The sequence below is a fragment of the Pseudomonas sp. WS 5410 genome (assembly GCF_012985645.1).
Classification (GTDB): Bacteria; Pseudomonadota; Gammaproteobacteria; order Pseudomonadales; family Pseudomonadaceae; genus Aquipseudomonas; species Aquipseudomonas shahriarae.
On the sequence record NZ_JAAQWS010000020.1, the window covers coordinates 46,632 to 64,881 of the forward strand.

At 61.1% G+C, this 18,250-nt stretch carries 19 protein-coding genes; 9 read left to right on the forward strand and 10 right to left on the reverse strand.

The features are described 5' to 3' along the window. Window positions 1–61 precede the first annotated feature (61 nt). Entirely contained in the window at window positions 62–1,036 is a 975-nt protein-coding gene (gene cysK / locus HBO24_RS24080) for a cysteine synthase A (protein WP_115127621.1), read from the reverse strand. A gap of 125 nt (window positions 1,037–1,161) precedes the next feature. Here cysK and HBO24_RS24085 point away from each other — a divergent pair, with 125 nt between their 5' ends. The 3 genes from HBO24_RS24085 (at window position 1,162) to HBO24_RS24095 (ending at window position 4,391) form a co-directional block, all read left to right on the forward strand. Further along, a complete protein-coding gene (locus HBO24_RS24085) occupies window positions 1,162–2,238 on the forward strand; it encodes a DUF748 domain-containing protein (RefSeq protein WP_057958818.1) in 1,077 nt (358 codons plus the stop codon). Window positions 2,239–2,355: 117 nt separating this feature from the next. After that, window positions 2,356–3,201: a MoxR family ATPase gene (locus HBO24_RS24090; protein ID WP_029292347.1), complete on the forward strand. Its 846-nt coding sequence runs from the start codon at window positions 2,356–2,358 to the stop codon at window positions 3,199–3,201. 11 nt (window positions 3,202–3,212) lie between these two features. Beyond that, window positions 3,213–4,391: a VWA domain-containing protein gene (locus HBO24_RS24095; RefSeq protein ID WP_057441266.1), complete on the forward strand. Its 1,179-nt coding sequence runs from the start codon at window positions 3,213–3,215 to the stop codon at window positions 4,389–4,391. Between the two features lie 116 nt (window positions 4,392–4,507). Here the strand turns inward: HBO24_RS24095 and HBO24_RS24100 are convergent, their stop codons facing one another. The 3 genes from HBO24_RS24100 to HBO24_RS24110 are packed head-to-tail and all read right to left on the reverse strand — an operon-like array spanning window position 4,508 to window position 6,863. Beyond that, window positions 4,508–5,422: a biotin-dependent carboxyltransferase family protein gene (locus HBO24_RS24100; RefSeq protein WP_170060463.1), complete on the reverse strand. Its 915-nt coding sequence runs from the start codon at window positions 5,420–5,422 to the stop codon at window positions 4,508–4,510. Beyond that, window positions 5,419–6,123, reverse strand: coding sequence for an allophanate hydrolase subunit 1 (locus HBO24_RS24105; protein WP_170060464.1), 705 nt, complete (start codon window positions 6,121–6,123; stop codon window positions 5,419–5,421). Before HBO24_RS24105 ends, HBO24_RS24100 begins: the two co-directional genes overlap by 4 nt. After that, window positions 6,120–6,863 carry a 5-oxoprolinase subunit PxpA gene (locus tag HBO24_RS24110; RefSeq protein WP_170060465.1) on the reverse strand — a complete coding sequence of 248 codons (744 nt, stop codon included), beginning with the start codon at window positions 6,861–6,863 and terminating at the stop codon, window positions 6,120–6,122. Before HBO24_RS24110 ends, HBO24_RS24105 begins: the two co-directional genes overlap by 4 nt. 178 nt (window positions 6,864–7,041) lie before the next feature. Here HBO24_RS24110 and HBO24_RS24115 point away from each other — a divergent pair, with 178 nt between their 5' ends. Further along, the gene (locus tag HBO24_RS24115) at window positions 7,042–7,968 is read left to right on the forward strand and encodes a LysR family transcriptional regulator (protein WP_169960399.1); all 927 of its coding nucleotides are present in this window, start codon (window positions 7,042–7,044) and stop codon (window positions 7,966–7,968) included. A gap of 534 nt (window positions 7,969–8,502) precedes the next feature. On the opposite strand, the gene HBO24_RS24120 is transcribed toward HBO24_RS24115, so the two are convergent. From HBO24_RS24120 to HBO24_RS24130, 3 genes are read right to left on the reverse strand one after another with little or no spacing between them, the layout of a single operon-like run. After that, window positions 8,503–9,045, reverse strand: coding sequence for a DUF2937 family protein (locus tag HBO24_RS24120; RefSeq protein WP_170060466.1), 543 nt, complete (start codon window positions 9,043–9,045; stop codon window positions 8,503–8,505). A gap of 11 nt (window positions 9,046–9,056) precedes the next feature. Continuing rightward, window positions 9,057–9,833 (reverse strand): class II glutamine amidotransferase, encoded by a 777-nt coding sequence (locus HBO24_RS24125; RefSeq protein WP_057441274.1) that lies wholly within the window; start codon window positions 9,831–9,833, stop codon window positions 9,057–9,059. Window positions 9,834–9,863: 30 nt separating this feature from the next. Next, window positions 9,864–10,328, reverse strand: a complete 465-nt coding sequence (locus tag HBO24_RS24130; protein WP_225923868.1) for an MFS transporter — start codon at window positions 10,326–10,328, stop codon at window positions 9,864–9,866. Window positions 10,329–10,418: 90 nt separating this feature from the next. Here HBO24_RS24130 and HBO24_RS24135 point away from each other — a divergent pair, with 90 nt between their 5' ends. Then, window positions 10,419–12,473 (forward strand): S9 family peptidase, encoded by a 2,055-nt coding sequence (locus tag HBO24_RS24135; protein WP_057958811.1) that lies wholly within the window; start codon window positions 10,419–10,421, stop codon window positions 12,471–12,473. Here the strand turns inward: HBO24_RS24135 and HBO24_RS24140 are convergent. Then, window positions 12,470–12,751, reverse strand: a complete 282-nt coding sequence (locus tag HBO24_RS24140; RefSeq protein ID WP_057441276.1) for a hypothetical protein — start codon at window positions 12,749–12,751, stop codon at window positions 12,470–12,472. The genes HBO24_RS24135 and HBO24_RS24140 overlap by 4 nt on opposite strands. 81 nt (window positions 12,752–12,832) lie before the next feature. Here HBO24_RS24140 and HBO24_RS24145 point away from each other — a divergent pair, with 81 nt between their 5' ends. Further along, window positions 12,833–13,519 (forward strand): hypothetical protein, encoded by a 687-nt coding sequence (locus tag HBO24_RS24145; protein WP_057441278.1) that lies wholly within the window; start codon window positions 12,833–12,835, stop codon window positions 13,517–13,519. Window positions 13,520–13,531: 12 nt separating this feature from the next. Here HBO24_RS24145 and rarD read toward each other — a convergent pair whose 3' ends face one another. Further along, a complete protein-coding gene (gene rarD / locus HBO24_RS24150) occupies window positions 13,532–14,416 on the reverse strand; it encodes an EamA family transporter RarD (RefSeq protein ID WP_170060467.1) in 885 nt (294 codons plus the stop codon). 610 nt (window positions 14,417–15,026) lie between these two features. On the opposite strand from rarD, the gene HBO24_RS24155 reads away from it, so the two are divergent. From HBO24_RS24155 to HBO24_RS24165, 3 genes are all read left to right on the forward strand, one after another. Beyond that, complete coding sequence (locus HBO24_RS24155; protein ID WP_038448187.1) at window positions 15,027–15,401, forward strand: YajD family HNH nuclease; 375 nt, start codon at window positions 15,027–15,029, stop codon at window positions 15,399–15,401. Window positions 15,402–15,583: 182 nt separating this feature from the next. Next, window positions 15,584–16,051, forward strand: a complete 468-nt coding sequence (locus HBO24_RS24160; protein ID WP_057441281.1) for an RNA methyltransferase — start codon at window positions 15,584–15,586, stop codon at window positions 16,049–16,051. A 69-nt stretch (window positions 16,052–16,120) separates the two neighbouring features. Beyond that, window positions 16,121–16,462: a DUF2892 domain-containing protein gene (locus HBO24_RS24165; protein ID WP_170060468.1), complete on the forward strand. Its 342-nt coding sequence runs from the start codon at window positions 16,121–16,123 to the stop codon at window positions 16,460–16,462. Window positions 16,463–17,017: 555 nt separating this feature from the next. Here HBO24_RS24165 and HBO24_RS24170 read toward each other — a convergent pair. Then, a complete protein-coding gene (locus HBO24_RS24170) occupies window positions 17,018–18,250 on the reverse strand; it encodes a hypothetical protein (RefSeq protein WP_170060469.1) in 1,233 nt (410 codons plus the stop codon).

Below are 18,250 nucleotides of genomic sequence, written 5' to 3' on the forward strand. Positions count from 1 at the left end.
TGAGGCATAAAACCGGGCTGATATGGATCAACCCGATTTCGGTACACCGACACCTGCAACCTCAGGCCTGGTTTTCCTGATCGGTGAACAGATCGCTGAACAGCATGCTCGACAGGTAGCGCTCACCGGAGTCCGGCAGGATCACCACGATGGTCTTGCCCTGCATTTCCGGTTTTTCGGCCAGACGCACCGCCACCGCCATGGCCGCGCCACAGGAAATCCCGCACAGGATGCCTTCCTCCTGCATCAACCGCAGGGCCATGGCCTTGGATTCGTCGTCACTGACCAGCTCAACCCGGTCCACCATCGACAGATCAAGGTTCTTCGGCACAAAACCCGCGCCAATCCCCTGGATCTTGTGGGGGCTGGGCTTGATCTCTTCGCCAGCCAACGCCTGGGTAATCACCGGCGAGCTGATGGGCTCCACCGCCACCGAGAGGATCGGCTTGCCTGCAGTGTTCTTGATGTAGCGCGATATGCCCGTGAGGGTCCCGCCCGTGCCAACGCCTGCCACCAGCACATCCACCGCGCCATCGGTGTCGTTCCAGATTTCCGGGCCGGTGGTTTTTTCGTGGATGGCCGGGTTGGCCGGGTTGTCGAACTGGGCCGGCATGAAATAGGTCGCCGGGTCGCTGGCAAGGATTTCACTGGCTTTCTCGATGGCGCCTTTCATGCCCTTGGCCGGCTCGGTCAGCACCAGTTCGGCACCCAGGGCCTTGAGCACCTTGCGCCGTTCGATACTCATGGACGCGGGCATGGTCAGCAACAATTTGTAGCCACGGGCCGCGGCGACAAAGGCCAGGCCAATCCCGGTGTTGCCTGAGGTCGGCTCGACGATGGTCATGCCCGGCTTGAGTTTGCCGCTGCTTTCCGCGTCCCAGATCATGTTCGCGCCGATCCGGCACTTCACCGAATACCCAGGGTTACGCCCTTCGATCTTGGCCAGGATGGTCACGCCACGGGGCGCGATACGGTTGATCTGAACCAGGGGCGTGTTACCGATGGAGTGCGCGTTGTCTGCAAAAATGCGGCTCATGGCGGGGTCCTTTAGGCGGTTTTCAGGAAGGCAACAAGGGTATGCCTCGTACTCCAAGGCGTCCAGTCGAGGAACGTTGACGCTGCCTGTGTAGTCAATCGCCTATACACAGGGAGGAACAACCTATGAAGCGTCGCTACAGTTGGCCAATATGGACGGTCGCCGGGCTGGTGGTCGTGCTGGTGGCACTGGATATCGCCCTGCCCTACCTGGTGCGCAACTACCTCAATGAAAAACTCGCCGACATGGGCGACTACCGTGGCCAGGTGACCGATGTCGACCTGGCCCTGTGGCGCGGCGCGTACCGGATCAATGGCCTGCAGATCGTCAAGGTCGATGGCAAGGTGCCCGTGCCGTTCGTCAAGGCGCCAGTGATCGACTTGTCGGTCAGTTGGCATTCCTTATGGTACGACCACGCGGTGGTGGCCGAAGTGCAATTCGTCAAGCCGGAACTCAACTTCGTCGACGGCGGCGCCAACAAACAGGCGTCCCAGACCGGTCGCGGCACCGATTGGCGCGCCCAACTGGGCAAGCTGCTGCCCATTACCCTCAACGAAGTGCGGATCGACGACGGCAAGATCGCCTTCCACAACTTCAGCTCCAAGCCGCCGGTCAATATGGGCGCCACCCAGGTCAATGCCAGCTTCTACAACCTGACCAACGTGGTGGACGTCGAAGGCAAGCGCGATGCGCGCTTTGACGGCAAGGCCTTGTTGCTAGGGCATGCGCCGCTGGAAGCCAGCGCGACCTTCGACCCGCTGAGCAATTTTGAAGACTTCGAGTTCCGCTTGCGCGCCCGTGATATCCAGCTCAAGCGCATGAACGACTTCGCCTCGGCCTACGGCAAGTTCGACTTCAATGCCGGCACCGGCGACGTGGTGATTGAAGCCCAGGCTGAAAAAGCCCAATTGACCGGCTATATCAAACCGCTGCTGCGGGATGTGGAGGTGTTTGACTGGCAACAGGACGTGGAGAACCAGGACAAGGGGATTTTCCGCTCGATCTGGGAAGCCGTGGTCGGTGCCAGCGAAACCGTGCTGAAGAACCAGAGCAAAAACCAGTTCGCCACCCGGGTGGAACTCAGCGGCAGCGTTCACCAGCAAGATATCAGCGCGTTCCAGGCGTTTTTGCAGATTTTGCGCAATGGTTTCGTCCAGGCGTTCAACGCCCGCTATGAACAACCCAAACCCAGTGCGGAGTGACCCTGGCGTGACTGGTCATTCAGAGACTGAATAACCCGTCTGCGTTCACAGTCACCGGGGCTGCGCGCTATAGTCGCAGGCATGCTGACTACCGGCGTCATGTTCGAGGATTGAGAAATGAAGTTCGAAGGCACCCAGGCCTACGTTGCCACCGATGACCTGAAACTGGCTGTCAACGCTGCCATCACGCTGGAGCGTCCGCTGCTGGTCAAGGGCGAGCCGGGCACCGGCAAGACCATGCTTGCCGAACAGCTGGCCGAATCGTTTGGCGCGCGGTTGATCACCTGGCACATCAAGTCCACCACCAAGGCACACCAGGGCCTGTATGAATACGATGCGGTCAGCCGCCTGCGCGACTCGCAGCTGGGCGTGGACAAGGTCCACGACGTGCGCAACTACCTGAAGAAAGGCAAGCTGTGGGAGGCTTTCGAGTCCGAGGAGCGGGTGATCCTGCTGATCGACGAGATCGACAAGGCCGATATCGAGTTCCCCAACGACCTGCTGCAAGAACTCGACAAGATGGAGTTCTACGTCTACGAAATCGACGAGACCATCAAGGCCAAGAAGCGCCCGATCATCATCATTACCTCCAACAACGAGAAAGAGCTGCCGGACGCCTTCCTGCGTCGCTGCTTCTTCCATTACATCGCCTTCCCCGACCGCACCACCCTGCAGAAAATCGTCGACGTGCATTACCCCGACATCAAGAAAGACCTGGTCAGCGAAGCGCTGGACGTGTTCTTCGACGTGCGCAAGGTCCCCGGCCTGAAGAAAAAGCCCTCCACCTCCGAGCTAGTGGACTGGCTCAAGCTGCTGATGGCCGACAACATCGGCGAGGCGGTGCTGCGCGAGCGTGATCCAACCAAGGCCATCCCGCCCCTGGCCGGCGCCCTGGTGAAAAACGAGCAAGATGTGCAACTGCTTGAGCGCCTGGCGTTCATGAGCCGTCGCGGCACTCGATAAGGGCTTTTGCCATGCTGCTCAACCTGTTCAATGAAATGCGTGCAGCCAAGGTGCCGGTCTCGGTACGTGAGCTGCTGGACCTGATCAACGCCCTGAAACAACGGGTGACCTTCGCTGACATGGACGAGTTTTATTACTTGTCCCGGGCGATCCTGGTGAAGGACGAACGCCACTTCGACAAGTTCGACCGGGCGTTCGGCGCCTACTTCAATGGCCTGGAGAAACTCGACGACCACTTGCAGGCATTGATTCCCGAAGACTGGTTGCGCAAGGAGTTCGAGCGTTCGCTGAGCGATGAAGAGCGCGCGCAGATTCAATCCCTGGGCGGCCTGGACAAGCTGATCGAAGAGTTCAAGAAACGCCTGGAGGAACAGAAGGAGCGCCACGCCGGCGGCAACAAGTGGATCGGTACTGGCGGCACCAGCCCGTTCGGTTCCGGCGGCTTCAACCCCGAGGGCATTCGCGTGGGCGATGCCGGCAAGCGCCAGGGCAAGGCGGTCAAGGTCTGGGACCAGCGCGAGTACAAGAACCTCGATGACTCGGTGGAACTGGGCACGCGCAATATCAAGGTGGCCCTGCGCCGCCTGCGCAAGTTTGCGCGCCAGGGTGCAGCCGAAGAGCTGGATATCGACGGCACCATCGACCACACCGCCCGTGACGCCGGCCTGCTGAATATCCAGATGCGCCCGGAACGGCGCAACACGGTCAAGCTGCTGTTGCTGTTCGACATCGGCGGTTCGATGGATGCCCACGTCAAGACTTGCGAAGAGCTGTTCTCGGCCTGCAAGACCGAGTTCAAGCACCTGGAGTACTTCTACTTCCACAACTTCATTTATGAATCGGTGTGGAAGAACAACATGCGCCGCACTTCCGAGCGCACCTCGACCCAGGACCTGCTGCACAAGTACGGCGCCGACTATAAGGTGATCTTTATCGGCGACGCGGCCATGGCCCCCTACGAAATCACCCAGGCCGGTGGCAGCGTGGAGCACTGGAACGAAGAGCCGGGGTATGTGTGGATGCAGCGCTTCATGGAGAAGTACAAGAAGCTGATCTGGATTAATCCGTACCCGAAAGACACCTGGGGCTATACCTCGTCGACCAATATCGTGCGGGATTTGATTGAGGACCAGATGTATCCGTTGACCTTGCGCGGGCTTGAAGAGGGGATGCGGTTTCTCTCCAAGTAGGGGGTGGATTCACCGCCGCTATCGCAGGCAAGCCAGCTCCCACATTCAGCATGCATTCACATATTTTGCTTTGTGAATGCAGTCCAAATGTGGGAGCTGGCTTGCCTGCGATGCCTTTAGCGATTCGTAAATCGCTGCAAATAGCTCAGATGCTCGCGATGCGCCGTCTCCTGCATCATCGGCGCCAGCCTCACCTTCTCCCCCGGCAGACACTGGGCCAGGCGCGCCAACGCCAATGGCGTCAACGCCCCCAATCGCGGGTAGCCGCCAATGGTCTGGCGATCATTGAGCAATACAATCGGCTGCCCATCCGGCGGGACCTGGATCGCACCCAACGGGATGCCTTCGGAGATCAGCGACGGCCCCTGATACGCCAACGGCGTGCCCAGCAAGCGCATGCCCATGCGGTCGGCGCGGCTGTCCAGGGTCCATTCGGTATTGAAGGCATCGAACAGGCTCTGGCCACTGAACTGGCCGACCTGCGCGCCGAGGATCACGTCCAGGGGCGCGGTAGATTGCAACCGCTCAACCGGCAACTCACGCAACTCACTGCCGGTACCGGAATACACCAGGGACCCACCTTCAGCCAGGGCCCGGCCAAAACCGTCCAGCCCGCCCAGGGCTTCGCGCCCGACACTGGCACAACTGCCCAGCACCTTGGGCGCGTCAAACCCGCCTGGCGCCGCCAGGTAAGCCCGTGCACCGCGGTGGGGTTGGGTGAAGCGCAAGCGCTGGCCTTTTTGCAGAATGAAACTGCGGCCTGGGCTGATGGCGCGCTCGTCGATGTACGCGCCCAGGTCCGCGCCGGCCAGGGCCAGCACGCAAAGCTCCTCGGCCTGCACGGTAAAACCGCCCAGGGTGATTTCCACCACCGGCGCATCCAGCGAATTGCCCAGCAGCCAGTTGGCCCAGGACATCGACACCCAATCCAGCGCGCCGCCCTGGGTCACGCCCAGATGCCGCACACCAAAACGCCCGGCATCCTGCAACAAGCACAGCGCGGTGCTGGCCTCGATCAACAAGCGGCTCATACCTGGGCCTCCAAGGGCGTGTCATCGCCACCCAGGTTGATAAATTCAGCACGCCCGATGGCTTCGAAACGCACACTGTCGCCCGGCTGCATCAGGCTGTAGCCGTCGCGCTCGCGGTCGAACAATTTGGCCGGGGTGCGCCCGATCAGGTTCCAGCCACCCGGGGATTCCACCGGATAGGCTGCGGTCTGGCGCTCGGCGATGCCGACGCTGCCCGGCGCCACCCGTTTGCGCGGGGTGCCCAGACGCGGCGCCGCGAGTTGCTCTTCCACCAGCCCCATAAAGGCAAAACCGGGGGCAAAACCAAGGGCAAAGACCTGGTATTGATGCTGGCTGTGGCGGCGAATCACCTCGTTGACCGCAAGCCCGCTGCGCTGGGCGAGCAAGGTCAGCTCAGGGCCGACGCTGAGGTCGTACCACACCGGCAAGATATGACACTGCCCGCTGCCCTGGGCCTGGGGCTGCAAGCCCGTGAGGGCCTGATTGATCAGTTCCCGCGCCTGTGCCGGACTCAGCGCCAGCAGGTCGTAATGCACCATTAGGGTCGTGTAGGAAGGCACCAGGTCCACCAGCGCAGTGCCAAATCCCTCGCGCAGGCGGCGTGTGGCAGCGAGCATCCAGGGCATGTTGTCTTCGGCGATCACGTCAAACAGGCGCACCATCAGGCAGTCGATGGCTACCACTTCAATCCTTGGGTTCATGCTGGCGTCAACGCCTGGCGAATACGCTGCACCGCCGCCACCGAGCTGGCGTTATCGCCATGCACGCAGAGAGTGTTGGCCTGCAGCAGCAAGGGGCTGCCGTCGCTGGCAACCAGGGTTTCGCCACGGGCAATGGTCAAGGCCTGCTCGAGAATGACCTGCGCATCGTGATGCACCGCGCCCGGCAACTGCCGCGAGACCAGATGCCCGGCGTTGTCATAGGCGCGGTCGGCGAAAGCTTCGAACCACAGGGTCACGCCGTATTCATCCCCCAAGGCCTGGGCGGCGCTGTTGTTACGGGTGGCCATCAGCATCAAGGGCAGGCTGGCGTCATACGCCGCCACGGCCTGGATCACTGCACGCAGTTGCGCAGGCTTGGCCATCATGTCGTTGTACATCGCACCATGGGGTTTGACGTAGCTGACCCGGCCACCCTGGGCCCGGCAAATACCATCGAGGGCACCGATCTGGTAATGCAGCAGGTCCTGGATTTCCTGAGGTGTATAGGCCATGGAGCGCCGGCCAAAACCTGCCAGGTCCTGATACGCCGGGTGCGCACCGATCTGCACGCCATGCTGCAACGCCAGGGCGACGGTCTTGCGCATGATGCTCGGGTCGCCGGCGTGGAAGCCGCAGGCGATATTGGCGCAATCAATGAATGGCATGACCTCGGCATCCAGACCCATGGTCCAGGCGCCAAAACTTTCGCCGATGTCGCAGTTCAATAGCAGGCGGCTCACGGTGAAGACTCCTGTAGGCTTTATTTTTTTGTAGTGTGGGATCTTTTACCAAGATCTCGCAACGATGTTGTCCTGAGCCCCGACGACGCTTATCGTGAGACAGCCCGATTTTTGGCGCGCAGCCCCTGTTGCGTCCAACTAATAAAAACCGATCCATGCATAAGAAAAAGTTGATCCCATGAATTTGAAGTTCCTCGAAACCTTCGTCTGGGTGGCCCGACTCAAGAGCTTCCGGCTCACGGCAGAGAAGCTGTTCACCACCCAGGCCTCGATCTCCAGCCGCATTGCGGTGCTGGAAAGCGAGTTGGGGGTGAAACTGTTCCTGCGTGACTCGCGTGGCGTGAGCCTGACCCCGGATGGGGTGAAGGTGCTCGAGTATGCCGAGCAGATGATGATCACCATGCAGGGGCTCAAGCAGTCGCTGGAAACCACCAGCAGCAAGGTCGGACGCATCCGTATCGGCGTGATGGACACGGTGATTCATACCTGGCTCAGCCCCTTGGTGACCGAGTTGATGAACCATTTCCCCCTGGTGGAAATCGAGCTGGTCGCCGATACCGCGCTGAACCTCTGCGATCAGCTGCAAAAAGGCTTTCTCGACCTGATCCTGCAAACCGACCTGCTGCGCCAGGAATCGGTGCGCAGCCTGGAGCTGGCCAGCCACCCCATGGGCTGGATCGTCGCCAGCCATTCGATCTACAACCGTGATTACACCTCCCTGGCCGAACTGGCCCAGGAACGGATCATCACCTACTCGAAAAACTCCCATCCGCACCAGGATGTGCTGAGCCTGATGCAAGCCCATGGCGTCGCGGCGCCGCGCATGAACTGCGTGAACTCGGTGTCGGCCATCACCCGCCTGCTGCGCGACGGCTTCGGTATCGGCGCGTTGCCGCCGGTGCTGGTCAGCGAAGAGTTGGCGCGGGGTGAGTTGATATTGCTGCCCATGGCGCAGCGCTTGCCGAACCTGCAGGTGGTGGTGTCGTGGCGGGTGGGGGTGGAGTTGGTGGAGGAAATCGTCGCGCTGTGCCAAAGCGTAGCGGCGCGGTATGCCGAGGAAGTGGGTGAAGAGCGCATGGTGCTCAACCAGAAGAAACCCGATTAAACCTAGCAGGCGCGGGCTTGTGTGAGAGCTGGTTTGTGTAGGAGCTGGCTTGTGTGGGAGCTGGCTTGCCTGCGATGCGAGCACCTCGGTACATCAGTTGCATCGCGGTGACGCTATCGCAGCATGGGTATCTACACAGCTATCCTCTGGGTATGTGTACATATCCATTGCTGCGGTAACGGCGGCTATTGGTTCCGCCCTTACGGCGGGTCACTTTTGGAAAAGAGCCCCAAAAGTAACCAAAAGGGCTCTTGCCCCACCACTCGGTGCCTCGCCTAGGCTCGGCATGCCCGCAGTCAGGCATTGCTCCGTGGGCCCGCCGCGATCAGCCATCCATGGCCGTGTCGCGGCTACCCCGGCATCCCTGCCGGGGTGCCCACTGCGCAATACCTGCCTGCGGCCATCGTGGTTTAACGGGGCGCCTAAGATCAAGATCAAAAGCCAGATCAAAAGCCGGATCAAAAGCAGAGCCAGAGCGTGAAGCTGCATTCCTCCCGGTGGGAGCTGGCTCCAACCTTGAGATCTGTGGCGTATTCAGAGGCCTTTGAGGTCCCGCTCTTCAATCGGCCGGCTCTGGCGCAGACGCTTGCCGCCCAGCACCACCCAGTCAATCAAACGGAACAGGCACTCCAGGCCGAACGACAGCAGCATCGCCCCGCCCAAACCCCAGCCCATGGCCTCGGGGGTCAGGAGGATCTGGTAGCTGTAGCCATTCCAGGTTTCCCGGCGGATATCCGGGTCGGCGGCCACCGCCACCTGCAAGGCGCGGATGTACCACGGTCCCTGCATGGCCTGGAACTGCTTGTCCAACGCCACCTGGCGATCGAGCAAACTGCCGAGGCTGTTGGCGTCGCTGCGAAATACCGGGTCATCGCTGGCGCGGTAATGGGCGACCAGGGCCTGTAAATCGCCTTTGAAGAACTGCTGCGCAGTGCTTTCAAAACCGCGCAGGCCGGTCTGGGCCTCGATCAAATGGGCCTCGACCCGCTTGGCGTAGTCGCTGATAAACCCCGGGACTTGCACCCCGACCAACAAGCCAATGGCAAACAACACCAGGCGCAGATAGCTGAGCAACATAATCAACGTCCTTATGCAGTTGTGCCCTGGCTGACGCATTCGCCGCGCCGCCACAGGCTCCACTGGCCCGGTTCGTAGCGGGTCCAGGTCTCGTTTTCGGTCAAGGGTTCGGTGGCAATCACTGTCACCACATCGTTTGGCGTGGTTTCGGCCTGAAAATCGACGATCACGTCGACATCTTTGAGGCGTGCCGGGCCAAAGGGTGCGCGGCGGGTGATCTGCGCCAGTTTGGTCGAGCAGTAGCAAAACAGCCAATCACCATCACTGAGCAGGCAGTTGAACACGCCCTTGCTGCGGTATTCGGCGCAGGCGGCGATCAGGTCCGGCAGCACCTGCTCGATATCCACGGGCTCGGGAAACGCCTCACGGATGCGGTTGAGCAGGTCGCAGAAGGCTGCTTCGCTGTCGGTATCGCCCACCGGGCGGTAGAACGTGGCCCGGGGCGTGAAGTCGGCGAGTTGACCGTTATGGGCGAAACACCAATTGCGCCCCCACAACTCGCGGACGAACGGATGGGTATTGGACAGGCTCACCTTGCCGACGTTGGCCTGGCGGATATGGCCAATCACCACTTCACTCTTGATCGGATAACGCTGCACCAGCAGCGCCACTTCCGACTCGCTGCTGGCCGCCGGGTCCTGGAACAGCCGCAAGCCACGGCCCTCGTAGAAGGCAATGCCCCAGCCATCGCGGTGCGGCCCGGTGCGCCCACCGCGCTGCATCAGCCCGGTGAAGCTGAACACGATGTCGGTCGGTACGTTGGCACTCATGCCCAATAATTCACACATGCCAGGACTCTCGATGCTGGGCAAACAACGTTAAAGACGCGGTTCGACCCGCATACCACTGACGGGGGCCGGCGCACGGCCATAGGGTTCATCGTCCTCAGGCTCGGCCGCAACCGCTGCCGCAGCCGCGGCTTTCTGCTCACGCCGGGCCTTGGCGGCACGTTCGATGGGCCAGCGGATCAGCACAAAGACCAGGTACAGGCCAAAGGCGATCATGGCGTACATCAGCAAGTCGGACACCGCCCGCCAGGCGTTATTGCCCACTTTGAGCAACAGATCCAGGGCGGTGATGGCCACGGCCGGGGCGAATTGCTCCTTGACCGGGTCGACAATGGTCGGGCTCAACAGCAGCACCGCCATCAGCAACCGCAGCGGTTCGCGCAGCCAGCGCCAGATCCAGCGGGTCAGGCGAAACCACACCAGCAGGCAGCCCAAAGCGGCGAAGGCGTAGAGGCCCCAAGCGGTCAGATAGTCGTTCTCGGTCATGGTGTCCATGGCAAGGTAGGCAAACAGGCCCGTATGATAACGGCTTTTGAGTGCCACGGCTGCAACGCCGTCGGCCCACCCCCAGACAGAGAGTGATCCATGCCTTCATCGACCCACGCCGCTGCCGCCCCAATTGCCCGCCAGGATTCAGGCCAGGACCCGTACGCCTGGTTGCAGGAGCGCGACAACAGCGAGGTGCTCGACTACCTCAAGGCCGAAAATGCCTGGCAAGAGGCGCAACTTGAGGAGCAGAGCGCGTTGCGCGAAAGCCTGTTCCAGGAAATCAAGGGCCGTATCCTCGAGACCGACCTGTCACTGCCCTCGCCCTGGGGCCCGTACCTGTATTACACACGCACCACTGCCGGTGACGAATACGCGCGGCATTACCGCTGCCCACGCCCGGCCGACGACAGCCAGCAGATCGACGAAAGCGCCGAAGAATTGCTGCTGGACCCGAATGTGCTGGCCAATGGTGGTTTTTTCTCCCTCGGTGCCTTCAGCATCAGCCCGGACCACAAGCGCCTGGCCTACAGCCTGGATACCAACGGCGAAGAGATCTACACCCTGTACGTGAAGGAATTGTCTTCAGGCAAGGTCAGTGAACTGGCCTTCGAAGACTGCGACGGCAGCATGACCTGGGCCAACGACAGCCTGACGCTGTTCTTCGGTGAACTGGACGACACCCATCGCCCGCACAAGCTGTATCGCTATCGGCTGGACGGCACAGCCGCCGAAGAAGTGTTTCACGAGCCCGACGGGCGCTTTTTCCTGCATTGCTACCGCTCCAGTTCCGAGCGCCAATTGCTGCTGTCGCTGGGCAGCAAGACCACCAGCGAAGTCTGGGCCCTGGACGCCGAGCAGCCGCAACAGGCATTTGCCTGCCTGGCGCCACGGGTTGAAGGCCATGAATACGATGTCGACCACGGCAAGCTGGACGACCAATGGACCTGGTTTATCCGCAGCAACCGCGATGGCATCAACTTTGCGCTGTTCCAGGCGGCTGACAACGGCAGCGTGCCCACTGAAGACCAGTGGCACAACCTGATTGCCCACGATGACGCAGTGATGCTCGATGGCGTGACCCTCAACGCCCGGGCCATGACCCTGAGCCTGCGCATTGGCGGCTTGCCGGTAATCGACGTGCACCCACAAGGCCTGCCGACTTACCGCGTGGAATTACCAGACGCGGCCTACAGCCTGTACGTGCAAAACAGCCTGGAATTCGACAGCGACAAGATCCGCCTGCGCTATGAAGCACTCAATCGTCCGGCCCAGGTCCGCCAGTTGGAACTGGCCAGCGGCGCGCAGCAAGTGCTCAAGGAAACCCCGGTATTGGGCGTGTTCAATGCCGACGACTATGTCAGCCAGCGGCTATGGGCCACCTCTGCCGATGGTACACAGGTGCCGATCAGCCTGGTGGTCAAGCGCGACCAGGTGGGCCAGCCAACGCCGCTGTACCTGTACGGCTACGGCGCCTACGGTTCGAGCCTCGACCCGTGGTTTTCCCATGCGCGCCTGAGCCTGCTGGACCGTGGCGTAGCGTTTGCCATTGCCCATGTGCGCGGTGGCGGCGAATTGGGCGAAGCCTGGTACCGCGCCGGCAAGCAGGAGCACAAGCAAAACACGTTCAGCGATTTTATCGCCTGCGCCGAACACCTGATCGCCGAGGGCCTGACCACCTCCAAACAACTGGCTATCAGCGGCGGCAGCGCCGGCGGGCTGTTGATCGGTGCCGTGCTCAACCAACGCCCGGAGCTGTTCCAGGCGGCGATTGCCGAAGTGCCTTTTGTCGATGTGCTCAACACCATGCTCGACCCGGACCTGCCACTGACCGTCACCGAATATGACGAATGGGGCAACCCACAGGAGCCCGAGGTGTATGAGCGGATCAAGGCCTATGCGCCCTACGAAAACGTCAGCGCCCAGGCCTACCCGGCGATGCTGGTGATCGCCGGCTATAACGACAGCCGCGTGCAGTACTGGGAAGCCGCCAAATGGGTGGCCAAGCTGCGGGCCACCAAGACCGACGACAACCTGCTGCTGCTCAAGACCGAACTGGGCGCCGGCCATGGCGGCATGAGCGGGCGTTACCAGGGTTTGCGTGATGTGGCCCTGGAATACGCCTTTGTGTTCAAGGCCCTGGGGCTGGTTTAAGAGCCCGCCGCCTTCGGCTTGCTGTCGTTTTGCTGCAGGCCGGGCAAGGTCTGGTCCTTGGGCGGCTTGGGCATTTCAATCGGTGGCAACGGCACCCCAGCCCCTTGTGGCTTGGGTGCGGTTGGCGGGGTGATTTGCGGATAGGGGGTCGGCGTTGCAGTGCCCGGCGCGCCGGTGGTGGTCGCCGGCGTGTTCGGCACCGGTTGCAACTGCTGGGCATGTGCGGCACCCAATGTGAGCACACTTCCTACAATGACCGCTAGAATGCTGCACTTCATCGATGGCTCCATGGCCTGACTGTTAACCAGTCCCAAGGCTACTCCCAACCGCGCAAGAATGCCCTTCCCAATGAGATTTCCATGAAACGTTTCGTGCTGCTCGACACCACCCCGATCCCCGATAACGGCGGCGCCCTGTGCCTGTTCGAATACGGCGAGGATTTTGTGATCAAGATCCAGGGCGGTGACGGCGGGCAATTGATGAACACGCGCATGCACGGTTCCGAAGATGCCCTGGCAGAGATTCCCTGCCGCAAGGTCGCCGGACGCCCCGGTTCACGGGTATTGATTGGCGGCCTGGGCATGGGCTTCACCCTGGCCTCGGCGCTCAAGCACCTGGGCAAGACGGCCGAAGTGGTGGTGGCTGAATTGGTGCCGGGCGTCGTGGAGTGGAATCGCGGCCCGCTCGGGGAAAAATCCGGCAACCCGCTGCAGGACCCGCGCACCGTGATCCGCCTGGAAGACGTGGCCAAGGTGCTGCAGGCCGAGCCCCAGGGCTTTGATGCAATCATGCTCGACGTCGACAACGGCCCCGAAGGCCTGACGCAGAAAGCCAACAGCTGGCTGTACTCCGCCGGCGGCCTCAGCGCCTGCGCCAAGGCCCTGCGCCCCAAGGGCGTGCTGGCCGTGTGGTCGGCCAGCGCCGACAAGCAGTTCAGCGACAAATTGCGCAAGGCCGGCTTCAAGGCCGAGGAAGTGCAAGTCTTTGCCCATGGCAACAAGGGCACCCGGCATACCATCTGGATTGCCGAGAAACTCAAGGGCTGAAGGGCGCGCCGGTCAGATCGAGCGGCGCAGGCGATTCAGATGCCGCAAACCTTCCAGCACCAGCACCACCACCGCCAGCCAGATGGGCAGGTAGGTCATCCACTGGCTCGGCTTGAGGCTGTCGCCCAGCATCAGCGACACCGCCACCAGCAGCACCGGCTCAGCGTAACTGAGCAGACCGAACAGGCTGAAGGGCAACAGGCGGCTGGCGAGGATGTAGCAATAACCTGCCGCCGCACTGACCAGGCCCATCACTGGCACCAGCCAGTACAACGCCGGGCGCTGCGCCAGCGTCTCGCCGATGGGGTGGCCGCCGAGGATGAACCACAGCGCCACCGGGATCATCAGCATCATGTCCAGCCATAATCCGCCCAGGTTGTCGGTGCCACAGCGCCGGCGCAGGACGAAATACAGCGGGTAACCGACGCAGACCACCAAGGTGGTCCAGGAAAACCCACCCGTGCGGTACAACTCATTGCCCACCCCCACCGCAGCCAACACGGCGGCAATCTTTTGCAGATGGGAAAGGCGTTCGCCATAAACGATACGCCCGGTAATGACCATGGTCAGCGGCAACAGGAAGTAACCCAGGGAAACGTCCAGGCCGTGGCCATTGAGCGGCGCCCACATAAAGATCCATAACTGCACCCCCACCAGCGCGCTGGTCAGCACCACGCAGGGCAGCAAGGCCGGTTTCTCGCGCAAGCGCTTGTAGATCAGCGGCACCCATTGCCAATCCCCGGACAGGGCGAGCAGCAGCGTCATGAAGGGCAACGAAATAAGGATTCGCCAGGCAAATATCTGCTGGCCATCCAAGGGCTCAAGAAGAGAGGTAAAGAAATACAGCACGCCAAACAGGAAGGAAGCGGAAACCGCCAGAACAACACCTTTAGACACAACAGCCTCTACAAAAAATTGCATGTATTGAATTGAAGCCAGCCGTTGAATATAAGCAAAATGAGCATCAAAACTTATTAACACGCACCACAAACTTACAACTCACACAGAATATAATTCCAGAGTCATGAATTTATAAGCACAGGGTAATTCGTCGTTTTTTATTATTGGAAAGACGATCATCAGACTCTTCAACCTACCCGACTTCGGTGATAGGCAGCAGCACGCTCTGGACGAGCGCCTCTGATTTGAAACGCCACAACGCCAGCCGCGGAGGCTGATATCGTGATGGGAAAACCCGATTGTACGGGAAACTAACGTTCGCCCGGAAAGACCAGGCTTATTGAATACTCGACACCACAGCGGCGGTGGGCCAAGAGGCGCCACATTAAAGAACTTGGCAAAGTTAGTCCAACACTTTTTCGCCCCAGACTAACTTTTGCGCTCTTTAACTTCCCAACGGTTTTTAAATAGATAGGCGGGCATTATTACCCCGCTCCACAGCACCCCGTCGCCGGCCGGCACCCGGGCTGAAAAAGCCAAGGGCTTATTGCTCCGCGAGCAGCTAGAATCAACGCCATCCGTGATCCACTAGAAAACAGGAGCCATGATGAGCTCAAGCAACCCGCCCTCCCACACCGCCAAGCTGGACCGCATCCTCGCCGATGCCCAGCGCGACCGGGAAATGGGCTACCGCGACAAAGCCCTGAAAATGTACCCCCATGTGTGTGGCCGCTGTGCCCGTGAATTCGCCGGCAAGCGCCTCAGCGAACTGACTGTGCACCACCGTAACCACAACCATGACGACAACCCCCAGGACGGTTCCAACTGGGAATTGCTCTGCTTGTACTGCCATGACAACGAGCACTCGCGCTATACCGACCAACAGTATTTCGGCGAAGGCTCCACCAGCAGCCCGACCATCGCCAAGGCCACGCACAACCCGTTTGCGGCGTTGGCGGGGTTGATGAAGAAGGACGACTGACGGTCGTCGCTGAACGTTACGACGTCATCGCGGGCAAGCCCGGCTCCCACATTTGAAATGTGTTCACCTGTGGGAGCCGGGCTTGCCCGCGATGACAATCGCCCAAACACACCATTTCTATAGCGACCGCTGCTCGAGCAATCCCCGTATAATTGCGGTTTTTCTCGAAGGCACCCTCTCCCGTGGGCAATAAACGCTACAGCTGCATCGGTCTGTATAACCCCAAATCCCCCGAAAACGTCGGTTCGGTCATGCGCGCTGCTGGCTGCTATGGGGTGGCTTCGGTGTTCTACACCGGTAAACGCTATGAGCGGGCCCGGGACTTTATTACCGACACCAAGAAAGTCCACCACGACATCCCGCTGATCGGCATCGACGACCTGAAAAAGATCCTGCCCCTGGGCTGCATTCCGGTTGCCGTGGAGCTGGTGGACGGTGCCCGGCCGCTGCCGGAATACACCCATCCTGATCGTGCGCTGTATATCTTCGGCCCCGAAGATGGCTCCCTCGATAAAGAGATCCGCGAGTGGTGCGAAGATGTGGTCTACATCCCGACCACCGGCTGCATGAACCTTGCGGCCACCGTCAACGTGGTGCTCTACGATCGCCTGGCCAAGGGCAATAACACCCGTTCGGGGCCCAAGTACTGATTTGGCGGGAACATCCACCTCTGGCCCGCAGTCAGTTACATATCTATGGCCCTTTGTTGGAGACAGACCATGAGCGACAGCAAAACCCTCAAACCCATGATTGAATCGACACCGTTCCAGACCCAGCCGACCCAGAACGTCCAGGGCTGGGAGCGCATTGGCTCACTGGCCGGTGGCGTAGTGATGATGGGCAAGGGCATTCGCCGCGGTGGCTTTTTCGGCCTGATCCAGGTGGCGATTGGTGGTGTGGCCTTGGCGCGCGGGATCAGCGGCCATAGTTCGGCCAAGTCGCTGCTGGAAAAAAGCCGCCAGGATATGAATAGCGTGCGCACCCGCATCGAGCGCGCGGGTGAGGAACTTAAGAATCTCAAGACTCGGGCTGAAGTGGCTGCCGAAAAAACTACGCCCTGAGGCACAAGCCAAAGGTGGGGGCTGGCTTGTGTGGGAGCTGGCTTGTCGGGGCGCAGCATAGGTATCTACACAGCTCTTTTCTCTAGTGGTTCTTGGGGTTGTGTACATATCCGTTGCTGGGGTCACGGCGGCTATTGGTTCCGCCCTTACGGCGGCTCACTTTGGAGAAGCGCCAAAGTAAGCAAAACGCTCTTGCCCCACCACTCGGCACCTCGCCTAGGCTCGGTGTGCCCGTCATCCGACATTGATTTGGGGGGCCGCCGCGATGGGCCATCCATGGCCCAGCGCGGCTAACCCGGCGTCCTGCCGGGTTACCCCCCCAAATCAAAATCGGATGACGGCCAGCGTGGTTTAACGGGGCGCCTAAGATCAAGATCACAAGCAAAGCGAGGCGGCCTGACAGCCGACCTGATCTTCGAGGCGTGCGCGTACTCCTGTGGGAGCTGGCTTGCCTGCGATGACGGTAGCTCAGTCAGCACATTGGCCACTGGTAGACCGCCATCGCAGCGATGCGGCGACCCAACTCCTACACAAACCTGCTTCCACCGTTGAGCTTCAGCGCAGCAATTTGCTGTCGAGCACCACCGAGGATTGGCCGATCACGCTTTCGGCCAACTGCACAAACTCCTTGGTGCTGAAGCTGTCCAGGCGCATCAGTGCCTGGGTCAGATCATCCAGGGAGCGTTTGTTGTGGGTTTTCAGGCGGATTTCACGATCCAGCTCCTGCAACACCACCACTGCCCGCGCCACTGTGGCGCCGTTGACGTGCTCACCGCGTAACGTCGTTACGCCCTTGCCGTCCTTGCTCAAGCGCGCCTGTATCGCCCCATAACGCTCATCGCTGATACCGCCTGCGCGACGCAGCAGTTCGATGGCGTAATACTCCGCGAGGCCCTCACTGATCCAGTCACTGCCCTGATGGTCATTGAACCGGCCAATGGCCTGCACCACTTCGCGGATCAGCGGGCTACTGCCGTTTTCACTGACCAGCGGCGTACGGCTATTGAGGTACACCGAATCGCGCCCGGCGAACGCGCCGCGGCGCATCGGGTCACTGGCGCCCACCAGCAGCAGCTTGGCCGGATGCCGGGGAAACGCCGCTTGTACCTGGGGCCAGACAAATGTCAGCAAGGTCAGCACGTCCATGCGGCGCATGGCCTGGCCCTTGGGCGAGGCCACGGTGATTTCGGTTTCGCCCAGGCGCACCCGGCGGCTGCCCAAGCTGCCGGCGACCATCCAGCCGGTGGGCCGGTCGAACAGCCGGGAGACATTGTCGATACGGAACTTGTGCTTGCCGATCCGTGGCCAGGCGGTCTCGACGCTTTTCCAGCCCCGCGGCAGCTCGAAGGTCAGCCGGGACACCAACTCCACGCCGTCCTGCTGGTCCAGGCGAGCCGCCGGCACCAGATCCTCACCGCGAAACAGCGCCCAACTGGGGGTCATGCGCGACTCGTAGATGCCGGCCTTGCGCGCATGGCTCAGGCGCACGCGGTAGGTCAGGCTGGCCTTGTCGGCGCCCGGCTGCCACAGGCCGCGACTGGCCCCCGCGTCAGGCGTGACCTGCCACTGGCCATCGGCCTTGAAGTCGCTGTAGTCACCGTCGCGACCCAGGTCGAAGTTCAGGCTGCGCACAGCCGAACCCTGGGACAGGCTCAGGCGCACCTCGGCCTGATCGCTCTGGGGCAACAGTTTGACGTGATAATCGAGGTCGACCTTTTTCGCCGACCACGCCGACGCGCTCAACCCCAGCAACAGCAGGCTCGCCGCCAGCTTGGCTTGGACCGTCAT

Excerpts from the sequence above, each read along its gene's own strand:
- cysK (WP_115127621.1), bottom strand. The coding sequence starts at position 1,036 with ATGAGCCGCATTTTTGCAGACAACGCGCACTCCATCGGTAACACGCCC.
- HBO24_RS24085 (WP_057958818.1), top strand. The coding sequence starts at position 1,162 with ATGAAGCGTCGCTACAGTTGGCCAATATGGACGGTCGCCGGGCTGGTG.
- HBO24_RS24090 (WP_029292347.1), top strand. The coding sequence starts at position 2,356 with ATGAAGTTCGAAGGCACCCAGGCCTACGTTGCCACCGATGACCTGAAA.
- HBO24_RS24095 (WP_057441266.1), top strand. The coding sequence starts at position 3,213 with ATGCTGCTCAACCTGTTCAATGAAATGCGTGCAGCCAAGGTGCCGGTC.
- HBO24_RS24100 (WP_170060463.1), bottom strand. The coding sequence starts at position 5,422 with ATGAGCCGCTTGTTGATCGAGGCCAGCACCGCGCTGTGCTTGTTGCAG.
- HBO24_RS24105 (WP_170060464.1), bottom strand. The coding sequence starts at position 6,123 with ATGAACCCAAGGATTGAAGTGGTAGCCATCGACTGCCTGATGGTGCGC.
- HBO24_RS24115 (WP_169960399.1), top strand. The coding sequence starts at position 7,042 with ATGAATTTGAAGTTCCTCGAAACCTTCGTCTGGGTGGCCCGACTCAAG.
- HBO24_RS24120 (WP_170060466.1), bottom strand. The coding sequence starts at position 9,045 with ATGTTGCTCAGCTATCTGCGCCTGGTGTTGTTTGCCATTGGCTTGTTG.
- HBO24_RS24125 (WP_057441274.1), bottom strand. The coding sequence starts at position 9,833 with ATGTGTGAATTATTGGGCATGAGTGCCAACGTACCGACCGACATCGTG.
- HBO24_RS24130 (WP_225923868.1), bottom strand. The coding sequence starts at position 10,328 with ATGGACACCATGACCGAGAACGACTATCTGACCGCTTGGGGCCTCTAC.
- HBO24_RS24135 (WP_057958811.1), top strand. The coding sequence starts at position 10,419 with ATGCCTTCATCGACCCACGCCGCTGCCGCCCCAATTGCCCGCCAGGAT.
- HBO24_RS24140 (WP_057441276.1), bottom strand. The coding sequence starts at position 12,751 with ATGAAGTGCAGCATTCTAGCGGTCATTGTAGGAAGTGTGCTCACATTG.
- HBO24_RS24145 (WP_057441278.1), top strand. The coding sequence starts at position 12,833 with ATGAAACGTTTCGTGCTGCTCGACACCACCCCGATCCCCGATAACGGC.
- HBO24_RS24155 (WP_038448187.1), top strand. The coding sequence starts at position 15,027 with ATGAGCTCAAGCAACCCGCCCTCCCACACCGCCAAGCTGGACCGCATC.
- HBO24_RS24165 (WP_170060468.1), top strand. The coding sequence starts at position 16,121 with ATGAGCGACAGCAAAACCCTCAAACCCATGATTGAATCGACACCGTTC.
- HBO24_RS24170 (WP_170060469.1), bottom strand. The coding sequence starts at position 18,250 with ATGACGGTCCAAGCCAAGCTGGCGGCGAGCCTGCTGTTGCTGGGGTTG.